The 16,004-nt window shown below is 67.2% G+C and carries 15 protein-coding genes; 5 read left to right on the forward strand and 10 right to left on the reverse strand.

What is annotated here, in order from left to right:
* Positions 1-55: 55 nt before the first annotated feature.
* The 5 genes from ACQCSX_RS18415 to ACQCSX_RS18435 all read right to left on the reverse strand — a co-directional run bounded on the left by ACQCSX_RS18415 (position 56) and on the right by ACQCSX_RS18435 (position 5,262).
* Positions 56-1,675: an MDR family MFS transporter gene (locus tag ACQCSX_RS18415; RefSeq protein WP_427016679.1), complete on the reverse strand. Its 1,620-nt coding sequence runs from the start codon at positions 1,673-1,675 to the stop codon at positions 56-58.
* Complete coding sequence (locus tag ACQCSX_RS18420) at positions 1,672-2,343, reverse strand: TetR/AcrR family transcriptional regulator (RefSeq protein ID WP_427016680.1); 672 nt, start codon at positions 2,341-2,343, stop codon at positions 1,672-1,674. The genes ACQCSX_RS18415 and ACQCSX_RS18420 overlap by 4 nt, the downstream gene beginning before the upstream one ends.
* A gap of 159 nt (positions 2,344-2,502) precedes the next feature.
* Positions 2,503-3,933, reverse strand: coding sequence for a class II fumarate hydratase (locus ACQCSX_RS18425; RefSeq protein WP_427016681.1), 1,431 nt, complete (start codon positions 3,931-3,933; stop codon positions 2,503-2,505).
* Positions 3,934-3,985: 52 nt separating this feature from the next.
* A complete protein-coding gene (locus ACQCSX_RS18430) occupies positions 3,986-4,609 on the reverse strand; it encodes a carbonic anhydrase (RefSeq protein WP_427016682.1) in 624 nt (207 codons plus the stop codon).
* An 8-nt stretch (positions 4,610-4,617) separates the two neighbouring features.
* On the reverse strand, positions 4,618-5,262 hold the full coding sequence (locus ACQCSX_RS18435) for a DUF4245 domain-containing protein (protein ID WP_427016683.1): 645 nt from the start codon (positions 5,260-5,262) through the stop codon (positions 4,618-4,620).
* Positions 5,263-5,411: 149 nt separating this feature from the next.
* On the opposite strand from ACQCSX_RS18435, the gene glpX reads away from it, so the two are divergent.
* From glpX to ACQCSX_RS18450, 3 genes are all read left to right on the forward strand, one after another.
* A complete protein-coding gene (gene glpX, locus ACQCSX_RS18440; RefSeq protein ID WP_427016684.1) occupies positions 5,412-6,461 on the forward strand; it encodes a class II fructose-bisphosphatase in 1,050 nt (349 codons plus the stop codon).
* Positions 6,462-6,743: 282 nt separating this feature from the next.
* Entirely contained in the window at positions 6,744-7,754 is a 1,011-nt protein-coding gene (locus tag ACQCSX_RS18445; RefSeq protein WP_427016685.1) for a lipid II:glycine glycyltransferase FemX, read from the forward strand.
* A 47-nt stretch (positions 7,755-7,801) separates the two neighbouring features.
* Entirely contained in the window at positions 7,802-8,890 is a 1,089-nt protein-coding gene (locus tag ACQCSX_RS18450) for an IS630 family transposase (protein ID WP_427015746.1), read from the forward strand.
* 95 nt (positions 8,891-8,985) lie between these two features.
* On the opposite strand, the gene manA is transcribed toward ACQCSX_RS18450, so the two are convergent.
* From manA to ACQCSX_RS18470, 4 genes are all read right to left on the reverse strand, one after another.
* Complete coding sequence (gene manA / locus ACQCSX_RS18455) at positions 8,986-10,254, reverse strand: mannose-6-phosphate isomerase, class I (protein WP_427016686.1); 1,269 nt, start codon at positions 10,252-10,254, stop codon at positions 8,986-8,988.
* 43 nt (positions 10,255-10,297) lie between these two features.
* Positions 10,298-11,803, reverse strand: coding sequence for an LCP family protein (locus tag ACQCSX_RS18460; RefSeq protein ID WP_427019095.1), 1,506 nt, complete (start codon positions 11,801-11,803; stop codon positions 10,298-10,300).
* Between the two features lie 101 nt (positions 11,804-11,904).
* On the reverse strand, positions 11,905-12,477 hold the full coding sequence (gene purE / locus ACQCSX_RS18465) for a 5-(carboxyamino)imidazole ribonucleotide mutase (protein ID WP_427016687.1): 573 nt from the start codon (positions 12,475-12,477) through the stop codon (positions 11,905-11,907).
* The gene (locus ACQCSX_RS18470; RefSeq protein WP_427016688.1) at positions 12,474-13,667 is read right to left on the reverse strand and encodes a 5-(carboxyamino)imidazole ribonucleotide synthase; all 1,194 of its coding nucleotides are present in this window, start codon (positions 13,665-13,667) and stop codon (positions 12,474-12,476) included. The genes purE and ACQCSX_RS18470 overlap by 4 nt, the downstream gene beginning before the upstream one ends.
* Positions 13,668-13,841: 174 nt before the next feature.
* Between ACQCSX_RS18470 and ACQCSX_RS18475 the strand changes: the two genes are divergently transcribed.
* A complete protein-coding gene (locus ACQCSX_RS18475) occupies positions 13,842-14,366 on the forward strand; it encodes a GtrA family protein (RefSeq protein ID WP_427016689.1) in 525 nt (174 codons plus the stop codon).
* A gap of 14 nt (positions 14,367-14,380) precedes the next feature.
* Here the strand turns inward: ACQCSX_RS18475 and ACQCSX_RS18480 are convergent, their stop codons facing one another.
* Positions 14,381-15,097 (reverse strand): TIGR03089 family protein, encoded by a 717-nt coding sequence (locus ACQCSX_RS18480; protein WP_427016690.1) that lies wholly within the window; start codon positions 15,095-15,097, stop codon positions 14,381-14,383.
* Between the two features lie 339 nt (positions 15,098-15,436).
* Here ACQCSX_RS18480 and ACQCSX_RS18485 point away from each other — a divergent pair, with 339 nt between their 5' ends.
* Complete coding sequence (locus ACQCSX_RS18485) at positions 15,437-15,991, forward strand: WhiB family transcriptional regulator (protein ID WP_427016691.1); 555 nt, start codon at positions 15,437-15,439, stop codon at positions 15,989-15,991.
* Positions 15,992-16,004 lie beyond the last annotated feature (13 nt).

Below are 16,004 nucleotides of genomic sequence, written 5' to 3' on the forward strand. Positions count from 1 at the left end.
CATTTGCTCGTTTCAGACGTTATTCGAGCAAGTGCTGCGCCACAGTTGGGTGGGACTAGACGGAGGCCTTGTCCTTGCCGGCGGCCAGCTGGGCCGCTTCCAGGGCCTCGGCCTCTTCGCCGCCAATGGCCTCGCCGCGGGCTACCATGCCGGCCGTATCGGAGAGCGGGATGACCTTCATCGTCAGGGCCAGCACCAGGGCGATGACCATGAACGGGATCAGGTACCAGAACACCGGTGCCAGCGAATCGGCATAGGCGGTGATGATGCCGTTCTTGATCGCGGCCGGAAGCTGGGCCAGCATCTGCGGATCCAGCGTTGCCGTGGAGTTCTGCGCCTGCTCGGCATTGGCGCCGGCACCGGTGAAGACACCCTTGAGGGACTCCGAGAGCCGTGAGGTGAACATGGCACCGAAGATGGCCACGCCCAGGGCCGAACCCACCTCGCGGAAGTAGTTGTTGGTGCTGGTCGCGGTGCCGATCTGCTCCGCGGGCACGGAGTTCTGGACCACCAGGACCACCACCTGCATGATGAAGCCCAGGCCGGCGCCGAAGACGAACAGCTGGGCGCAGATGACCCAGACGGGGGTCTCCGCGGTCAGGGACGTCATCCACAGCATGGTGGCGATGGTCAGCACGGCGCCGATGATCGGGAAGATCTTGTACTTGCCGGTCTTGGACATCATGATGCCGGAGTAGATGGACGTACCCATCAGGCCCACCATCATGGGCAGCATCAGCAGGCCGGATTCGGCCGCCGAGGTGCCGGAGGACATCTGCAGGAACGTCGGGACGAACGCCAGGGCGGCGAACATGCCCATGCCCAGCACAAAGCCGATGGCGGTGGAGTTGATGAAGATCGGGTTCTTGAACAGCGACAGCGGGATGATCGGGTCCTCGGCCTTGCGTTCGGCCAGGATGAAGCCGACGACGGCGGCCAGCAGCAGGGCGCCAAAGGCCCAGGTCTGCCAGGCGCCCCAGCCGAAGTCCTTCTTGCCGCCAAAGTCGGTGAAGAAGATCAGTGCCGTGGTGGCGGTGGAGAGCAGCACCACGCCGGGGATGTCGATGCGCTTGGTGGCCTTCTTGTTCGGCAGGGTCAGCGTGAAGTAGGCGATGGCGAAGGCGATGATGCCGACGGGGATGTTGATGTAGAAGGCCCATTCCCAGGTCAGGTGGTCCACAAAGTAGCCGCCCAGCAGCGGGCCGGCGACGGCGGAGAGGCCGAAGATGGCGCCGAGCGGGCCCATGTACTTGCCGCGCTCATTGGCCGGCACTATGTCGGCAATGATGGCCTGGGAGAGGATCATCAGACCGCCGCCGCCAAGGCCCTGCAGGGAGCGGAACACCACGAAGCCCCAGAAATCCGTGGCAAAGGCACAGCCCACCGATGCCAGGGTGAACAGGGCGATGGCGAACAGGAACAGATTGCGCCGGCCCAGCACGTCGCCGAACTTGCCGTAGATGGGCATCACGATGGTGGTGGCCAGCAGGTAGGCGGTGGTGATCCAGGTCTGGTGCTCGACGCCGCCGAGCTTGCCCACGATGGTGGGCATGGCGGTGGAGACGATGGTCTGGTCGAGGCTGGAGAGGAGCATTCCCGCGATCAGCGCAGAGAAAATGATCCAGATCCGCCGTTTGGTCAGCAGCAGCGGTTGGGCCGCGGTCGCGGTACTCATGGAGTTCCTTCGGTGGAGGTGAACGGGAGGGAAAAGAGGCCTTGCGCTGCCGTGATGTAGCCGCTCATGATGGCGCGGTAGCTGAGGGTGTTTGATTCGGAGAAGAACTTCTCACTGGTTTTGCGTGAGATCACGCCAAAAAGCGTGGTGACCATGACCGCCGCCGGGTGGTCGGCGGGCAGCCCCTCGCGCTGGGCAATGAGGGCGGCAAACTCGGCCTCGCGGCCTTCGGCTGTGCCCATCATTTTCAGCAGCAGCTGGGGCTCCACCTTGATGACGGCCACCAGTTCCGCCACCTCGGCCTTGTCGAAGTCGCCGTGTTCGGCCACCGAACAGGTCACCTCGAACAGGTCCTGGAGCAGATTGGCCGAGAGCACGCCGCCGGCCGCCGTGGAGGACTTGTCGGCTCCGGTGAGGAAGGCCTGGAGCTGCTCGTCAGGGAAATCGTCCAGCATGTGCCCGATGATGGCGTCTTCCTTGCTGGGGAAGTAGTTGAAGAAGGTCCGGCGGGAAATGCCAACCTCCTCGCACAACGCCTCGATGGTGAAGCCGGCCAGGCCGGAACGCGCCGTGAAGCGGCGGGCCGTGGCGGTGATGGCGGCGCGCGTCGCGGCACGCTTGCGCTCGCGCAGTCCACTGCCGCCGTCGATCTTTGCACTTTCAGTCACAAAGTAAAAGTTTGCACTATTTAATCAAGAGTGCAAACTTAAGTGTGGGTGACGTTTGTCACTGACGCAGAAAGCCCGCGGCCCGTCCCCAAGGTGGGGACGGGCCGCGGGCTTTCGATGCCTGCGCCGGGCCGGGTCTGCGCCCCGGAGGCCTTGGTGCTACTGGGGCGGGCGCGTCATGGACATGACGTCCAGGGCGGTGTCCAGCTGCTCCTCGGTGACCTCGCCGCGCTCCAGGAAGCCCAGGGCGATGACCGTCTCGCGGATGGTCAGGCCCTCCTTGACCGCGTGCTTGGCGATCTTGGCGGCGTTCTCGTAGCCGATGTACTTGTTCAGCGGCGTCACGATCGAGGGGGAGGCCTCGGCCAGGAAGCGGGCGCGCTCGACGTTGGCGGTCAGGCCGTCGATCATCTTGTCGGCCATCACGCGGGAGGTGTTGGCCAGCAGGCGGATGGACTCCAGCAGGTTGGCGGCCATCACCGGGATGCCGACGTTCAGCTCGAAGGCGCCGTTGGTGGAGGACAGGGCAATGGTGGTGTCATTGCCGATCACCTGGGCGGCGACCATGATGGCTGCCTCGCAGATGACCGGGTTGACCTTGCCCGGCATGATGGAGGAGCCCGGCTGCAGGTCCGGGATCGCGATCTCGCCCAGGCCCGTATTGGGGCCCGAGCCCATCCAGCGCAGATCGTTGTTGATCTTCATGAACGAGTAGGCGATGTTGCGCAGCTGGCCGGAGGCCTCGATCAGGCCGTCGCGGTTGGCCTGGGCCTCGAAGTGGTTGCGCGCCTCGGTCAGCGGCAGGCCGGTGTCGGCGGCCAGCAGGGCGATCACGCGCTGCGGGAAGCCGGCCGGGGTGTTGATGCCGGTGCCGACGGCGGTGCCGCCGAGGGGGACCTCTGCCACGCGCGGCAGGGAGGCGTTGATGCGCTCGATGCCGTAGCGGACCTGGGCGGCGTAGCCGCCGAACTCCTGGCCGAGGGTGACGGGGGTGGCGTCCATGAGGTGCGTGCGGCCGGACTTCACCACTGTGGCGAACTCGGCTGCCTTGCGCTCCAGCGAGGCCGCGAGGTAATCCAGCGCGGGGATCAGGTCATTGATCAGCGCGGAGGTGGCGGCCACGTGGACGGAGGTCGGGAAGACGTCGTTGGAGGACTGCGAGGCGTTCACGTGGTCGTTCGGGTGGACGCGCTTCTCGCTCCCGGCTTCGGCGAGGGCCTCGTTGGCCAGCGAGGCGATGACCTCGTTGGTGTTCATGTTCGAGGACGTTCCGGAACCGGTCTGGAAGATGTCGATCGGGAAGTCGCCGTCGTAGTCGCCCCCGGCGACCAGGTCCGCAGCGGCCTCAATGGCGCGGGCGAGCTCGCCGTCGAGCACTCCCAGCTCCGCGTTGGCGGTGGCGGCTGCCTTCTTGATGCGGGCGAGGGCCTCGATGTGGGCGCGCTCGAGCGTGGTGCCGGAGATCGGGAAGTTCTCCACGGCGCGCTGCGTCTGGGCGCTGTAGCGGGCATTGACCGGAACCCGGACCTCACCCATCGTGTCGTGTTCGATCCGGAACTCTTGTGCGGTGGCCGCGGCAATGTCAGTCATGATTTCTACCATAACGCCGGTGCGCGCCAGTGCAGAAACCGGGCGGGAAAACCTATTCGGGCGTCACGGCGCCGATGTGCGAGACCAGGTCCGCCCGGCCCTCGATGAGCCGGTAGGTCAGGCCGACGACGGCGGCCTTCCGGGCGGCGACGGCGTTGGCAATGATGGGGGAGTTCTCCACCAGCCGGGACACCGTCTGCTTCACGTGCTCCTCCACCATGTCGTTGACGTCCTCGTGCTCGTGGCGCAGCGAGGTCAGGACCGAGGGCGTGATCCGCTCCACCAGGTCGCGGATGAAGCCGACGGGCATCTCGCCGGTGGCGACGGCGGCCTTGGTGGCCGTCACGGCGCCGCAGCTGTCGTGGCCCAGGACCACAATCAACGGCACGCCCAGGTTGCTGACGCTGTATTCCAGCGAGCCCAGCACCGTGTTGTCGATGACGTGGCCGGCGGTGCGGACCACGAAGGCGTCGCCCAGGCCCAGGTCAAAGATGATCTCCGCGGCCAGGCGGGAATCCGAACAGCCGAAGATGACGGCGAAGGGGTTCTGCTCGTTGGCCAGCGAGGACCGGCGCGGGGCGTCCTGGTTGGGGTGCGAGGAGGTGCCTGCCACGAACCGGGCATTGCCGTCCATCAATTTCTCCCAGGCCTGGGCCGGAGTCAGTGCATGTGCCAAGGGGCCGCTCATTTCCCGGCTCCAGCGGAGCCGACGGTGGTCATGGTCGCCTTGGCCAGGACGTCAAATTCGTCCAGGCTGGCGCCGCCGGTCAAGATTACGGTGGTGCCGTCCGCAACGGTGGCGATCAGGCTCTTGTCGCTGCCGGCCTTGTCGCGCAGCTGCCACGAGGTGCCGGCCACCGTGCGCTCACCTGTCACCGGGGCCTCCTTCGCCTGCTGGAACAGCCAGGTGGGGTTTGCCGCGGACGTCTGCTTCAGGGAGATGAAGGCCATCTTGGGCGTCACGTAGCCGACGTCCCAAAAGGCCAGGGTGTCCGCTCCGGCGCTCCTCCAGCGTGCGTAGTTCACGCTCCAGCCCTCGGGCAGCACCGGGGCTGCGGGCAAAAAACCCGCGGCGTCCTTCGCCTGTCCCGCCACCTCGGAGACCACCACCGGCTGGCGGTACGATCCCTCTTTCTGCTGTGCGTTAAGAAAAACTACGGGGACCACCACGGCCAGCGAGACCGCCAGGGCCATGATCATGCCGATGACCGAGGCATTGGCGCGCTTGGCCGCCGCGGCCGCAATCACGGGCTTGACCGGTGCGGGTGCGGCGGAGGGTTCCTGCCGGGGTGCCTCGGTGGAGGTTCCGGTTTCTGGTGTATGGCTCACCTATCCATGATCCCGCATCCCGGGACCGATCACACCATGGCGGAGGTCACATCTCATCCGCGGAGGGCGCCGACCTATAATCGAACCAGTAGGAAAGCGCACCCCCAAGGGATGAACGTGGGAACGCCCATGGCCCTGCCAACTCGATGATGAGGAATTCAGTGACCGAGAACACATCTGATGTACAGTACTCCACACTTTCCCCGGCACTGGCCGTCGGCGACGACGAGCCGGACCGCAACCTCGCGCTGGAACTGGTCCGTGTCACCGAGGCGGCAGCCATCGCCGGTGGGCACTGGGTCGGCTTCGGTGACAAGAACAAGGCCGACGGCGCGGCCGTTGACGCCATGCGTTCGCTCCTGTCCACCGTCCACTTCAACGGCGTCGTGGTGATCGGCGAGGGCGAAAAGGACGAGGCCCCCATGTTGTTCAACGGCGAACACGTCGGCGACGGCACCGGCCCGGAGTGCGATGTGGCAGTCGACCCGATCGATGGCACCCGCCTGACCGCCCTGGGCATCAACAACGCCCTGGCCGTGCTGGCCGTGGCCGAGCGCGGCAGCATGTACGACCCCTCCGCCGTCTTCTACATGGAGAAGCTGGTCACCGGGCCCGAGGCCGCCGACATGGTGGACCTGCGCCTGCCGGTCAAGCAGAACCTGCACCTGATCGCCAAGGCCAAGGGCGTCAAGGTCAACCAGCTCACCGTCATGGTGCTCGAGCGCGACCGCCACCGCTCGCTGGTGCAGCAGATCCGCGACGCCGGCGCCCGCACCAAGATGATCATGGACGGCGATGTTGCCGGCGCCATCGCCGCGGCCCGTTCGGGCACCGGCGTGGATGCGCTGATGGGCATCGGCGGCACCCCCGAGGGCATCGTGGCCGCTTGTGCCATCAAGACCCTGGGCGGCGTCATCCAGGGCCGCCTGTGGCCCTCCAGCGACGACGAGAAGCAGAAGGCGCTCGACGCCGGCCACGACCTGGACCGCGTGCTCTCCACCAATGACCTGGTCACCAGCGACAACTGCTACTTTGCCGCCACCGGCATCACCGACGGCGACCTGCTGCGCGGCGTGCGCTACGACAAGGGACGCGTCCTGACGCAGTCCATCGTGATGCGCTCCAAGTCGGGCACCATCCGCTTCGTCGAGGGCGAGCACCAGGCCCAGAAGTGGGAGCAGTACGCCCGCGTCTCCTAACCCCCGCTGGTCGAGCTTGTCGCGACCCCGTGGCTGGGTCCGGCGGCAGTCCGCCATTTTTCCGCCGGCTGGGACCCCAGGCCGCAGGCGGCCTCAGGTCCCTTGATGCCGGCTACGAAAAATGACGGCCCCGCCGCCTCGGTAGCCAACGCACGCCAACGGCCCTGCCGCCCCGGTGACTCTGCCACCGGGGCGGCAGGGCCGCGTTTGTTTCCCGGGCCGTCGCATTGCCGCCTCTGGGCCGCGGTTTGGTGGCACTTGTTGGCCCGATAGGGTTAGGGCATGACTTTGAGCGTTGAGCAGTGCACTGACCGGGCGCGTTGGGATGGGGCCGTGGAGGCCACCCACGGGCACCCCCTCCAGCTGTGGGGATGGGGCCAGACGAAGGCCAACCATGGCTGGAAGGTGGAGCGCGTGCTGGTCACCGAGGCCGGCGCCATCGTCGGGCTGGCCCAGGTGCTGCTGCGCACGCTGCCGTTCCCGTTCAAGTCGCTGGCCTACATTCCGCGCGGCCCGCAGGCGCCGGCGGAGCGGATCACCGAGGTGCTTGACGCCGTCGCCGGCTACGTCAAGGGCGCCCACGGCTCCGTGGTGCTCAGCGTGGAACCGGACTGGGAGGCCGGCGACGCCGGATCGCCCGTGCAGGCGCTGGAGGCCGCGGGCTTCGTGCACAGCGAGAACCAGATCCTGATCCCGCGCACGCTGATCCTGGACCTGGCCCAGACCCCGGACGAGCTCCTGGCCGCGATGCACAAGAAGCACCGGCAGAACATCCGCAAGGCCACCCGCGATGACCTCGACTACCGCGTCGTGGCGCGCAGCGAACTCCCGGAGGTCATGGCGATCTACCGCGCCACGGCCGAGCGCGCGGGCTTTGGCCTGCACGAGGACGCCTACTACGCCGAGGTGCACGACAACTACGGTGCTGCCTCCGAGATCCACGGCGCCTACTTCGAGGGCCGCCTGGTGGCCTTCCTGTGGCACGTGGCCAGCGCCACGACGTCGTTCGAGATCTACTCCGGTGCCACGGTGGAGGGCCAGAAGCTCAACGTCAACTACGCCCTGAAGTGGTTCTCCATCCAGCGCATGCAGGAGCGCGGCGTGCTCCGCTACGACCTGGACGGCCTGCTGAACGACGGCATCTCCGAGTTCAAGAAGATGTTTGGCAAGCACGAGAACCTGCTGGTGGGCAGCTGGGACAAGCCGCTTTCCCCGCTCTACCCGCTGTACACCAAAGCGCTGCCGCTGGCCAAGAAGGTGCTGCGGAAGATCCGCGGCCTGCTCAAGCGCTAGTGGTGTGTCTCCGAAATAGTTAATGACTTTGGGTTTAGGCTGGGATCATGTCGAATCCAGCACCCGCCCTGGCCCTTACCGACGCCCAGCGCACCGTCCTGGAAGCGCTGGCCGCATCCCAGGTGGCCTCCCACCGGGAGGTGCAGCGGGCGCAGGTTCTGCTGATGGCCGCCGAGGGCCTGGCCAACGAGTGGATCGCCCGGGTGGTGGGCATCACCCCGGGCACGGTGCGCTCCTGGCGTACCCGCTTCGCCGAGGAAGGCCTGACCAAGCTCGGGAAGGTGCGTGGCGGGCGGGGACGCAAACCGGTGATCCCGCAGTCGACGATCGACGAAATCGTTGAGCTGACACAGAACTCAAAGCCTGAGGGACACACGCATTGGTCGGTGCGCACCATGGCCGCGAAGACCGGGGTCTCCCCGGCGCAGGTGCAACGCATCTGGTCTGCCCGCGGGTTGAAACCGCATCTGGTGAAGACCTTCAAACTCTCCACGGACCCGAAGTTCGAGGAAAAGCTCATCGACGTGTGCGGACTGTATTTGAACCCACCGGAGAACGCGATCGTGTTCTGCATGGACGAGAAGACCTCCATCCAGGCCCTGGACCGCTCCCAGCCGTCGTTGCCGATGACCAGGGGGCGGGCCGGGACGATGACCCACGACTACAAGCGCAACGGAACCACCACGCTCTTCGCGGCCCTGGAGGTCGCAACCGGAAAGGTCATCGGCTCCTGCGTTCCCAAGCACCGCCACGATGAATTCCTGGTGTTCCTGAAAACCATTGAAAAGGAAGTCCCGGCCGGCCTTCAGATCCACCTGGTCATCGACAACTACGCGACGCACAAGCATGCGAACGTGAAGGCGTGGCTGGCCAAACACCCACGGTTCCACCTGCATTTCACCCCGACCTCATCCTCGTGGTTGAACCTGGTGGAGCGGTGGTTCAGGGAGTTGACGGAGAAGGCGCTACGCCGTGGGGTCTTTCATTCAGTGCCTGATTTGATTGCGAAGATCGAGGAATACATCGAGGTGAACAATGCCGACCCGAAGCCTTTGGTGTGGACCGCGGATGCGGAGTCGATCCTGGAAAAAGTGGCTCGTGGCCGGGTTGCGCTCCAAGCCGTCAAGCAAAACTGAGACACTACACTAGCTCTGCGCCGACACCGGTTTTAACCAGGAAGGGACCGCCCGCGGGCGGTCCCTTCCTTCGTTGGTTTCGTTGGTGCGGGCGCCTAGGCTTCCTGCAGCCCGGACACGGTGACGGCGAAGACGACGGCGGTGCCGGCCTCGCCGCCCGGGCCCGGGGTGTGCGGGTGCACCAGGACGGGCTCTTCCGAGGACGGCACAAAGACGCTGCCGCCGCGGTCCAGCACCATGTCCCCGCGCGGGGAATCGAGCAGCACGGATCCGGCCACCGCGAGCACCAGCAGTGGCCCGTTCTGGGCCAGCGGCACGGGCTCCGCGCCGGGGGCCAGCTCGATGCGCTGGAGCTGGAACTCCGCAAAGGGCGGCGCCCAGATCTGCTGGCCCAGCTCCGTCTCCGCCGCGTCGAGCAGCGGAACGGGCAGGGCCTGGAAATCGACGGTGGCCAGCAGCTCGGGCACATCCACATGCTTGGGCGTCAGCCCGCCGCGCAGCACATTGTCGCTGGAGGCCATGACCTCCACGCCCAGTCCGTGCAGGTAGGCGTGGACATTGCCGGGGGCCAGGTACATGGCCTCGCCGGGCTTGAGCGAGACCCGGTTCAGCAGCAGCGAGAGGAGCACGCCCGGATCCCCGGGGTAGGCGCCGTTGAGGTTGACGAGGGTGGACAGCTCGGTTTGGTACGGGGCCATCGGTGCACCGGAGCGAAGGAGCGTGGCGGTCGCGGCGACGGCTGCGGACACATCCGGGCCGCCCGCGATCAGGCACTGGAAGGCAGCCCGGATCGCCGCTGGTTCATCGGCACCGGAGAGGTCCTCGATGACATCCGCCAGGACCGGGGGGATGGTTTCGGCCACCAGCTCAAAGGCGGCGGCAAGATGGGCAAAAATGGCCCGGGACTGCTGGGCGCCCCGGAAGCCGCAGAGCGCCTCAAAATCGGTCAGCGCAAAGAGCAGCTCCGGCTTGTGGTTGTCGTCCTTGTAGTTCCGGTGGGGCGCCGTGCGGTCGACGCCGGCGGCCTCCTCGGCGGCGAAGGCCTCCCGGGCCCGCGCCAGGGTGGGGTGCACCTGCAACGAGAGGGGGGTCTCGGCGGCCAGCACCTTGGCCAGGAAGGGCAGCCGGTCGCCAAAGGCCGCACGGCTGGCACCCCCGAGCATGCCCTCGGGGTCGGCGGAAATGAGGGCATCCAGCGCCAAGGTGCCGCCGTCGGGCAGCTGCGCCAGGGACGGTGAATCGGGGTGGGCACCAAGCCAGAGCTCGGCCTCGGGGCCGCCGGAGGGTTCCGTGCCCAGCAAGGAGGAAATTGCGTGGGTGGAACCCCAGGCATAGGGGCGGAGCGTATTGGTGAGGGAAAACATGTACCGTCCTTGCGGGGAATGAATGTAAACCGTGGTGCAAAAACTAGCCGGCGGTGCAGCTGCCATTGTTGGCGAGCAGTGCTTCCAGCGTTGCATCATCGCCGTTGACTGCCAGTTGCTGCAGGTAGTCCTCGGAGACGTCCGGAGCCGGTGCGGCGGGGGCGGGAGGTGTGGTGGGCGCCGCAGGGGTGCCGGCTGCCGTTCCCGTGTCCGCCGCCGTGCCCGGTGCCGCCGGGGCGGGAGGTGCAGCCGGGGTGCCGGAGGCGGCATCGATGAGTGCCTTGACCCGGCTGTGGATGACATTGAAGTCCGGGTAGGTGGAGAAGTTCAGGTCAAAGTCCGGCGGACCGATGGTGAGGCGCTCCAGCGGGTGCGCCTTGCTCTTGAGTGCCAGGGAGACAAAGCTGCCCAACTGGCCGGCTGGCAGGTCGGACTCGATGACTTTCTGGCCGGCGGAGGCGAGGGCATCGAACTTGGTCAGCACCGTGGCGGGGTCCATCTGCTTGAGCAGGGCGGCCTGGATGCACTGCTGGCGCTGGCTGCGCGCATATTCGAGCACCCACTGGCGCGAGCGGGCATACCAGAGCGCATGGTAGCCATCGAGGGTCTGTTCACCCGGGGCAATCCAGCCGGTGGGCGGCAGGTGGTTGCCGTTGCCGTAGACGTCGTCGCCGCTGATGGGCACCCAGCCGCCGGCATTGATCTTCACCCCGCCGAGCGCATCGATCAGCTCGGAGAAGCCTGCCATGTCGATGAGCACATAGCCTTGGATCTCAAGCCCCAGAGTGCCGCCGGCGGCGTCCATCATGGCCTCGGCACCCGGATCTGCTGCCTTGGGGTAGAGGTCCGCGTGGTTGTTGGTGACGTCGGTGTAGAGGAAGTTGATGATGCAGTTGTCACCGCAGTTGTAGCCGTCGGGGTAGACGCTGTGCAGCGGCGAATTCGCCGAGAACTGGGCGTTCTGCAGGTTGCGGGGGATGCTGATGGTCACGGCGGCGCCGGTCTTGGCGTCCACGCTGACCACGATGATGCTGTCCGGCCGGCGGCCGGTGCGGTCGGCGCCGGCGTCCCCGCCCATGATCAGGAAGTTGTAGCGACCATCCACCGGTGTCATGTTCGGGCCACCGGCGCTGAAGATGGAATTGATGGCGTTGCGGCCGGAGTTGACCAGGTAGGCCGTGTAGCCCAGGGAACCGCTCGTGAGCACCATCAGCACCGCCAGAGTGCCGCCGACGACGGCGCGCATGCCCGGCGCCAACAGCACCGGGCGGATGATCCGCAGCGTGTTGATGAACATCGTGGCCCAGCCCAGCGCCACCGCGGCCAGCAGCACGATGGCCAGCAGCGAGGAAAGCGGGTTGGTGAACAGGTTCAGCAGTGCCTCGCGGTCCACGATGGCCAGCACGACGGCGGCCGCCAGCGCCAGCCAGCAAGCCAGTGTGGTACGCAGCGCCAGCCGGCCCAGCCGCCGGTCGCCGGCCACGATCTGGGCGCTGCCGGGCACCAGCAGGGTCATGAACAGCAGCACAAAGGCCCGCTTGGTCCGCATCGGCGCGGGGGCCGATTGCGGGAAGCACACGGGGTCGGTCAGGAGCGGTGGCCTGTCCGACGCCTGGGAAACCTTGGGACTGCTGATGCTCACGGGTGCGCCTAGCCGACCTCTGCCGAGGTCCCGGTGGCCGGCACGGTCTGGGGGAAGACCTGGGCCACCTTGGCCCGCAGCGAGGCGCCCTTGGCGCTGGCGGTGTCGTTCAGGCCCTGGGCGAAGTCCGCCAGCCGGGCGCCCAGCGAGGCCGCGAGTCCATCGGTGCCGGAGGCCAGGATGCGCACGGCCAGCAGGCCGGCGTTGCGGGCCCCGCCGATGGAGACGGTGGCCACCGGGACGCCGGCGGGCATCTGGACGATGGAGAGCAGGGAGTCCATGCCGTCGAGCGTCTTCAGCGGCACGGGAACCCCAATGACGGGAAGCGTGGTCACGGAGGCGAGCATGCCCGGCAGGTGGGCGGCGCCGCCGGCGCCGGCGATGATGACGCGGATACCGCGGTCTGCGGCCGCCTGGCCGTAGGAGATCATTTCCGTGGGCATCCGGTGCGCGGAAACGACGTCGGCCTCAAAGGGGATGCCGAACTCGGCCAGCGCCTCGGCGGCGGCCTCCATGACGGGCCAATCGGAATCGGACCCCATGACAATGCCCACAATCGGGCCGGTGCTCTGGCTGCTCATCGCTGCCCCTCCCGGGTGCTGGTGCTGGCGGCGGGGGCGGCCCCGTCGCGGATGATGGAGGCCACTGTGGTGGCGCGGGCGCGGACGTCGTCCACGGTGTCCCCGGCACTGCCCACTACGTTGACGTGGCCAATCTTGCGGCCCGGGCGCACGGACTTGCCGTAGCTGTGCACCTTGACGGTGGGCTCCGCGGCGAGGGCCGCGGGGTAGGCGCTGAACAGGTCCGCATTGGCCCCGCCCAGGAAGTTCTTCATGACCACGATGTCCCCGAGTGCGCCGGTGGCGCCCAGCGGCAGGTCCAGTACGGCGCGCAGGTGCTGCTCGAACTGGCCGGTGACGGATCCGTCCATGGTCCAGTGCCCGGTGTTGTGCGGGCGCATGGCGAGCTCGTTGACCAGGTAGCCGGCGCCGGCGCCGGGCGTCTCGAAGAGCTCCGCGGCCATGACGCCGGTGACGCCGAAGGCCTCGGCAATGCGCAGCGCGGCGGCCTCGGCCGCGGCCTCGACATCGGCCGGCAGGCCCGGGGCCGGGGCAATGACCTCATCGCACACGCCGTCGACCTGGATGGACTCGGCCACCGGCCAGGCCTTGGCCTCGCCGCCCGGGGTGCGGGCCACCAGCGCGGAAAGTTCGCGGCTGAAAGCCACCTTGGCCTCCACCAGCAGCGGCGACATGGCGGTGAACCAGTCGGCCGCAGCGGCGGCCTCGGCGGCGTCGTCGAGCATCTTCACGCCCTTGCCGTCGTAGCCGCCGCGCGGCATCTTCAGCACCACCGGCCAGCCGTTGGCATCGCCAAAGGCCACAATGTCCGCCACGGAGGACACCGCGGCCCAGGCCGGGTTGGGCAGGCCGAGCTTGGCGATGGCCGCCCGCATGACCAGCTTGTCCTGGGCATTGATGAGGGCATCCGGGCGCGGCTGGACATTGACGCCCTCCGCGATCAGGGTCTGCAGATGCTCGGTGGGCACATGCTCGTGGTCGAAGGTCAAGACGTCCACACCCCGGGCAAAGCGGCGCAGCGTGTCCAGATCCCGGTAGTCGCCCACCGGTGCCTGGGCCACGGCGGAGACCGCTGAAACGTCGGGGGCTTCCGCCAGGACACGGAGTTCAAAACCAAGGGCTACGGCGGCAGGGGCCATCATGCGGGCCAGCTGCCCGCCGCCAACAACGCCGATTACAGGAAAAGTCACAGCCCAAGACTACCGAACAGCGGGCCAAGGACCGGGGCCTGCGGGCCATTGGCGGCCAGATTGCAGGAAGTTCGCACCGGGCGTCCAGACTTCCGGCCTAGAATTGGATGTTGGCCGATATCTCTGGCCGGAATGCCGTAGACCCACCGTGGAGGAAAATTGTTGCAGACAGTCATGGCCCGAGCACGCGGCCTTGCAGGACTGTTTTGGCGCGAAGTCGCCAAATTCGGTGTGGTCGGCGGTGTTGCTTTCGTCATCGACACGAGCATCTACCTGTGGCTCCTCAGCGGCCCCATGGGCGGGCACCCCACGCGGGCCAAGATCATCTCCGCAGTTGTTGCCACCCTGTTCTCCTGGGTGGCAAACCGCTACTGGACCTTCCGGCACCGCCGCCGCGCCAACGTTGTGCGCGAGGTGGTCCTCTTTGCCGTGATGAACGGCGTGGGCATCGCCATCGCCGCCGGCTGCGTCTATGTTTCGCACTGGATGCTCGGCTACACCTCCGCCTATGCGGACTTTGTCGCCGGCTCCGTGGTGGGACTGGTGCTGGGCACCATCTTCCGCTTCTTTGCCTACCGCTTCTGGGTCTTCACCGAGGAGCTCGACGCCGATCCGGCATTCGCCCACGACCACGAGATCCTCCAGGACAGGGCGCCCCGCGAGGACAAGGCGCCGCTCGAGGACTTGAAGCCCCGCTAGGAGAGGGCACCCCGCTAGCCTTTGGTGATCCGTTCGGATTCCACCAGACGCTCGGTGGCCTCGACGTCCGGGTGCAGCAGCACGATGGAACCGCCGGCCGCCCAGCTGCCCAGCGCCGCGCGCAACACGGCATCCAGCCCGTCCTGTGCGCGCAGCAGGACCCGGCCGGCGCCGGCGTCGAGCGCATAGGACCCCAGCAGATCCGCATAGCTGGTGTGCCCGTCCGCGGTGGCCACGGCCAGTGTGTGCCCATCGGGCTCCGAGAATGCGGTGAATACATCCCCGTGCGCCCGCACGTCCGAGGCATAGTCCAGTGCGCCGTCGGGCAGTTCGCCCAACCAGCGCATCTGCAGGGCCGGCAGCGCCACGGCGGCCACCAGCGCACCCTGGGCCCCGGGCGCCTGGACGGCGTCCTCGGGCGTGGCCGTTGCCACGACGTCGGCGGGCAGCCCGGCGCCCAGATCCACCGTGGCGCCGGCGGCCCAGCCGGCCAGCGCCCAGCACAGGCTGCGCCAGTGCGGCGGCAGATCCAGCCTGATGACCGAGCCGGGCTCCACGTCCAGCTCGTCGCAGAGCAGGTTGGCGGTCTTGGCGACCCAGTTGTCCAGCACCTTGCCGGAGAGTTCCACGCGCTCTCCCGAGGGCCCATACCAGGTGAGCCGGGGCGAGGTGGGGTCTACCTTGCGCAGGGCGGCGAGCAGTTCGGCGGGGGAGGAGGGTGCGGTAGCCATACACAGAATCCTCCCACCTTGCGGGCCCGACGCGTCCGCTTGTGATCCTCGCCACTGTGACGTGGCACTCTGTCATCAATGTGACAGGCTTCTCGCCTGAATTCTCAGGGAATTTTCAGGCAAGGGTGCGTTCCGGGCCGGATTGTGACGGTGCCGACACCAAATTGCGCGGCGTGGCGCGGCGCGGCGCGCGGGGGAATGCTGGATATGATCCCGGCCCGCTTGACCAATCGTGTCTTACACCTATGTAATTAGGTGCACGACGGGCCATCACGGCTCTCGCTCCGGGCGGTCGTTGGAAAACGGACAGGCCGGAGCGAAAACATTCAGGAGGACGTTATGGGGAAAGCTGAGCTGAGTGTAGATTTTCTGGCCGGCGATTCGCGGGTGGCTGAAGCGGCTTCGGCCCATCTTCGCGCCCGTGGCGTGCCAGCGGACTGGTATGTGGATCCAGCGGATCCCGATGCAGCCCAGTCCTATAACCGCAGTGCCCAGGAAACCCTGGAGGAGGCGGCCACGGCATTCCTCGCTGCCCATGAGGCTGCCGGCATAGGCGCGGAGGACGACGATGTCCTGGATCCGCCCATGGAGCTGTTGGCTCTCGCGCCCGCGCCGATGGCCATCCCGGTCTGGATTGGCTTGCGCCCGGGCAATGATGATTTCTCAGACGAAGGGGAACTGGGCTGGCAGACCGATGCGCTGTGTGCGCAGACGGATCCCGAGGCCTTCTTCCCCGAAAAGGGCGGTTCCACCCGGGACGCCAAGAAGGTGTGCGGTGCGTGCAACGTCCGTGCCCAGTGCCTGGAGTACGCGCTCTCGAATGACGAGCGTTTTGGGATTTGGGGCGGATTGTCCGAGCGTGAACGCCGCCGGCTACGGAAGCGAGCGGTCTAATTCTTGATGCAGT

This window comes from Pseudarthrobacter sp. P1 (genome assembly GCF_050156935.1).
Classification (GTDB): domain Bacteria; phylum Actinomycetota; class Actinomycetes; order Actinomycetales; family Micrococcaceae; genus Specibacter.

Coding starts and splice junctions, on each gene's coding strand:
- ACQCSX_RS18485 (WP_427016691.1), top strand. CDS start 15,437: ATGGGGAAAGCTGAGCTGAGTGTAGATTTTCTGGCCGGCGATTCGCGG.
- ACQCSX_RS18480 (WP_427016690.1), bottom strand. CDS start 15,097: ATGGCTACCGCACCCTCCTCCCCCGCCGAACTGCTCGCCGCCCTGCGC.
- ACQCSX_RS18415 (WP_427016679.1), bottom strand. CDS start 1,675: ATGAGTACCGCGACCGCGGCCCAACCGCTGCTGCTGACCAAACGGCGG.
- glpX (WP_427016684.1), top strand. CDS start 5,412: ATGAGGAATTCAGTGACCGAGAACACATCTGATGTACAGTACTCCACA.
- purE (WP_427016687.1), bottom strand. CDS start 12,477: ATGAGCAGCCAGAGCACCGGCCCGATTGTGGGCATTGTCATGGGGTCC.
- ACQCSX_RS18460 (WP_427019095.1), bottom strand. CDS start 11,803: ATGCGGACCAAGCGGGCCTTTGTGCTGCTGTTCATGACCCTGCTGGTG.
- ACQCSX_RS18425 (WP_427016681.1), bottom strand. CDS start 3,933: ATGACTGACATTGCCGCGGCCACCGCACAAGAGTTCCGGATCGAACAC.
- ACQCSX_RS18445 (WP_427016685.1), top strand. CDS start 6,744: ATGACTTTGAGCGTTGAGCAGTGCACTGACCGGGCGCGTTGGGATGGG.
- manA (WP_427016686.1), bottom strand. CDS start 10,254: ATGTTTTCCCTCACCAATACGCTCCGCCCCTATGCCTGGGGTTCCACC.
- ACQCSX_RS18450 (WP_427015746.1), top strand. CDS start 7,802: ATGTCGAATCCAGCACCCGCCCTGGCCCTTACCGACGCCCAGCGCACC.
- ACQCSX_RS18475 (WP_427016689.1), top strand. CDS start 13,842: ATGGCCCGAGCACGCGGCCTTGCAGGACTGTTTTGGCGCGAAGTCGCC.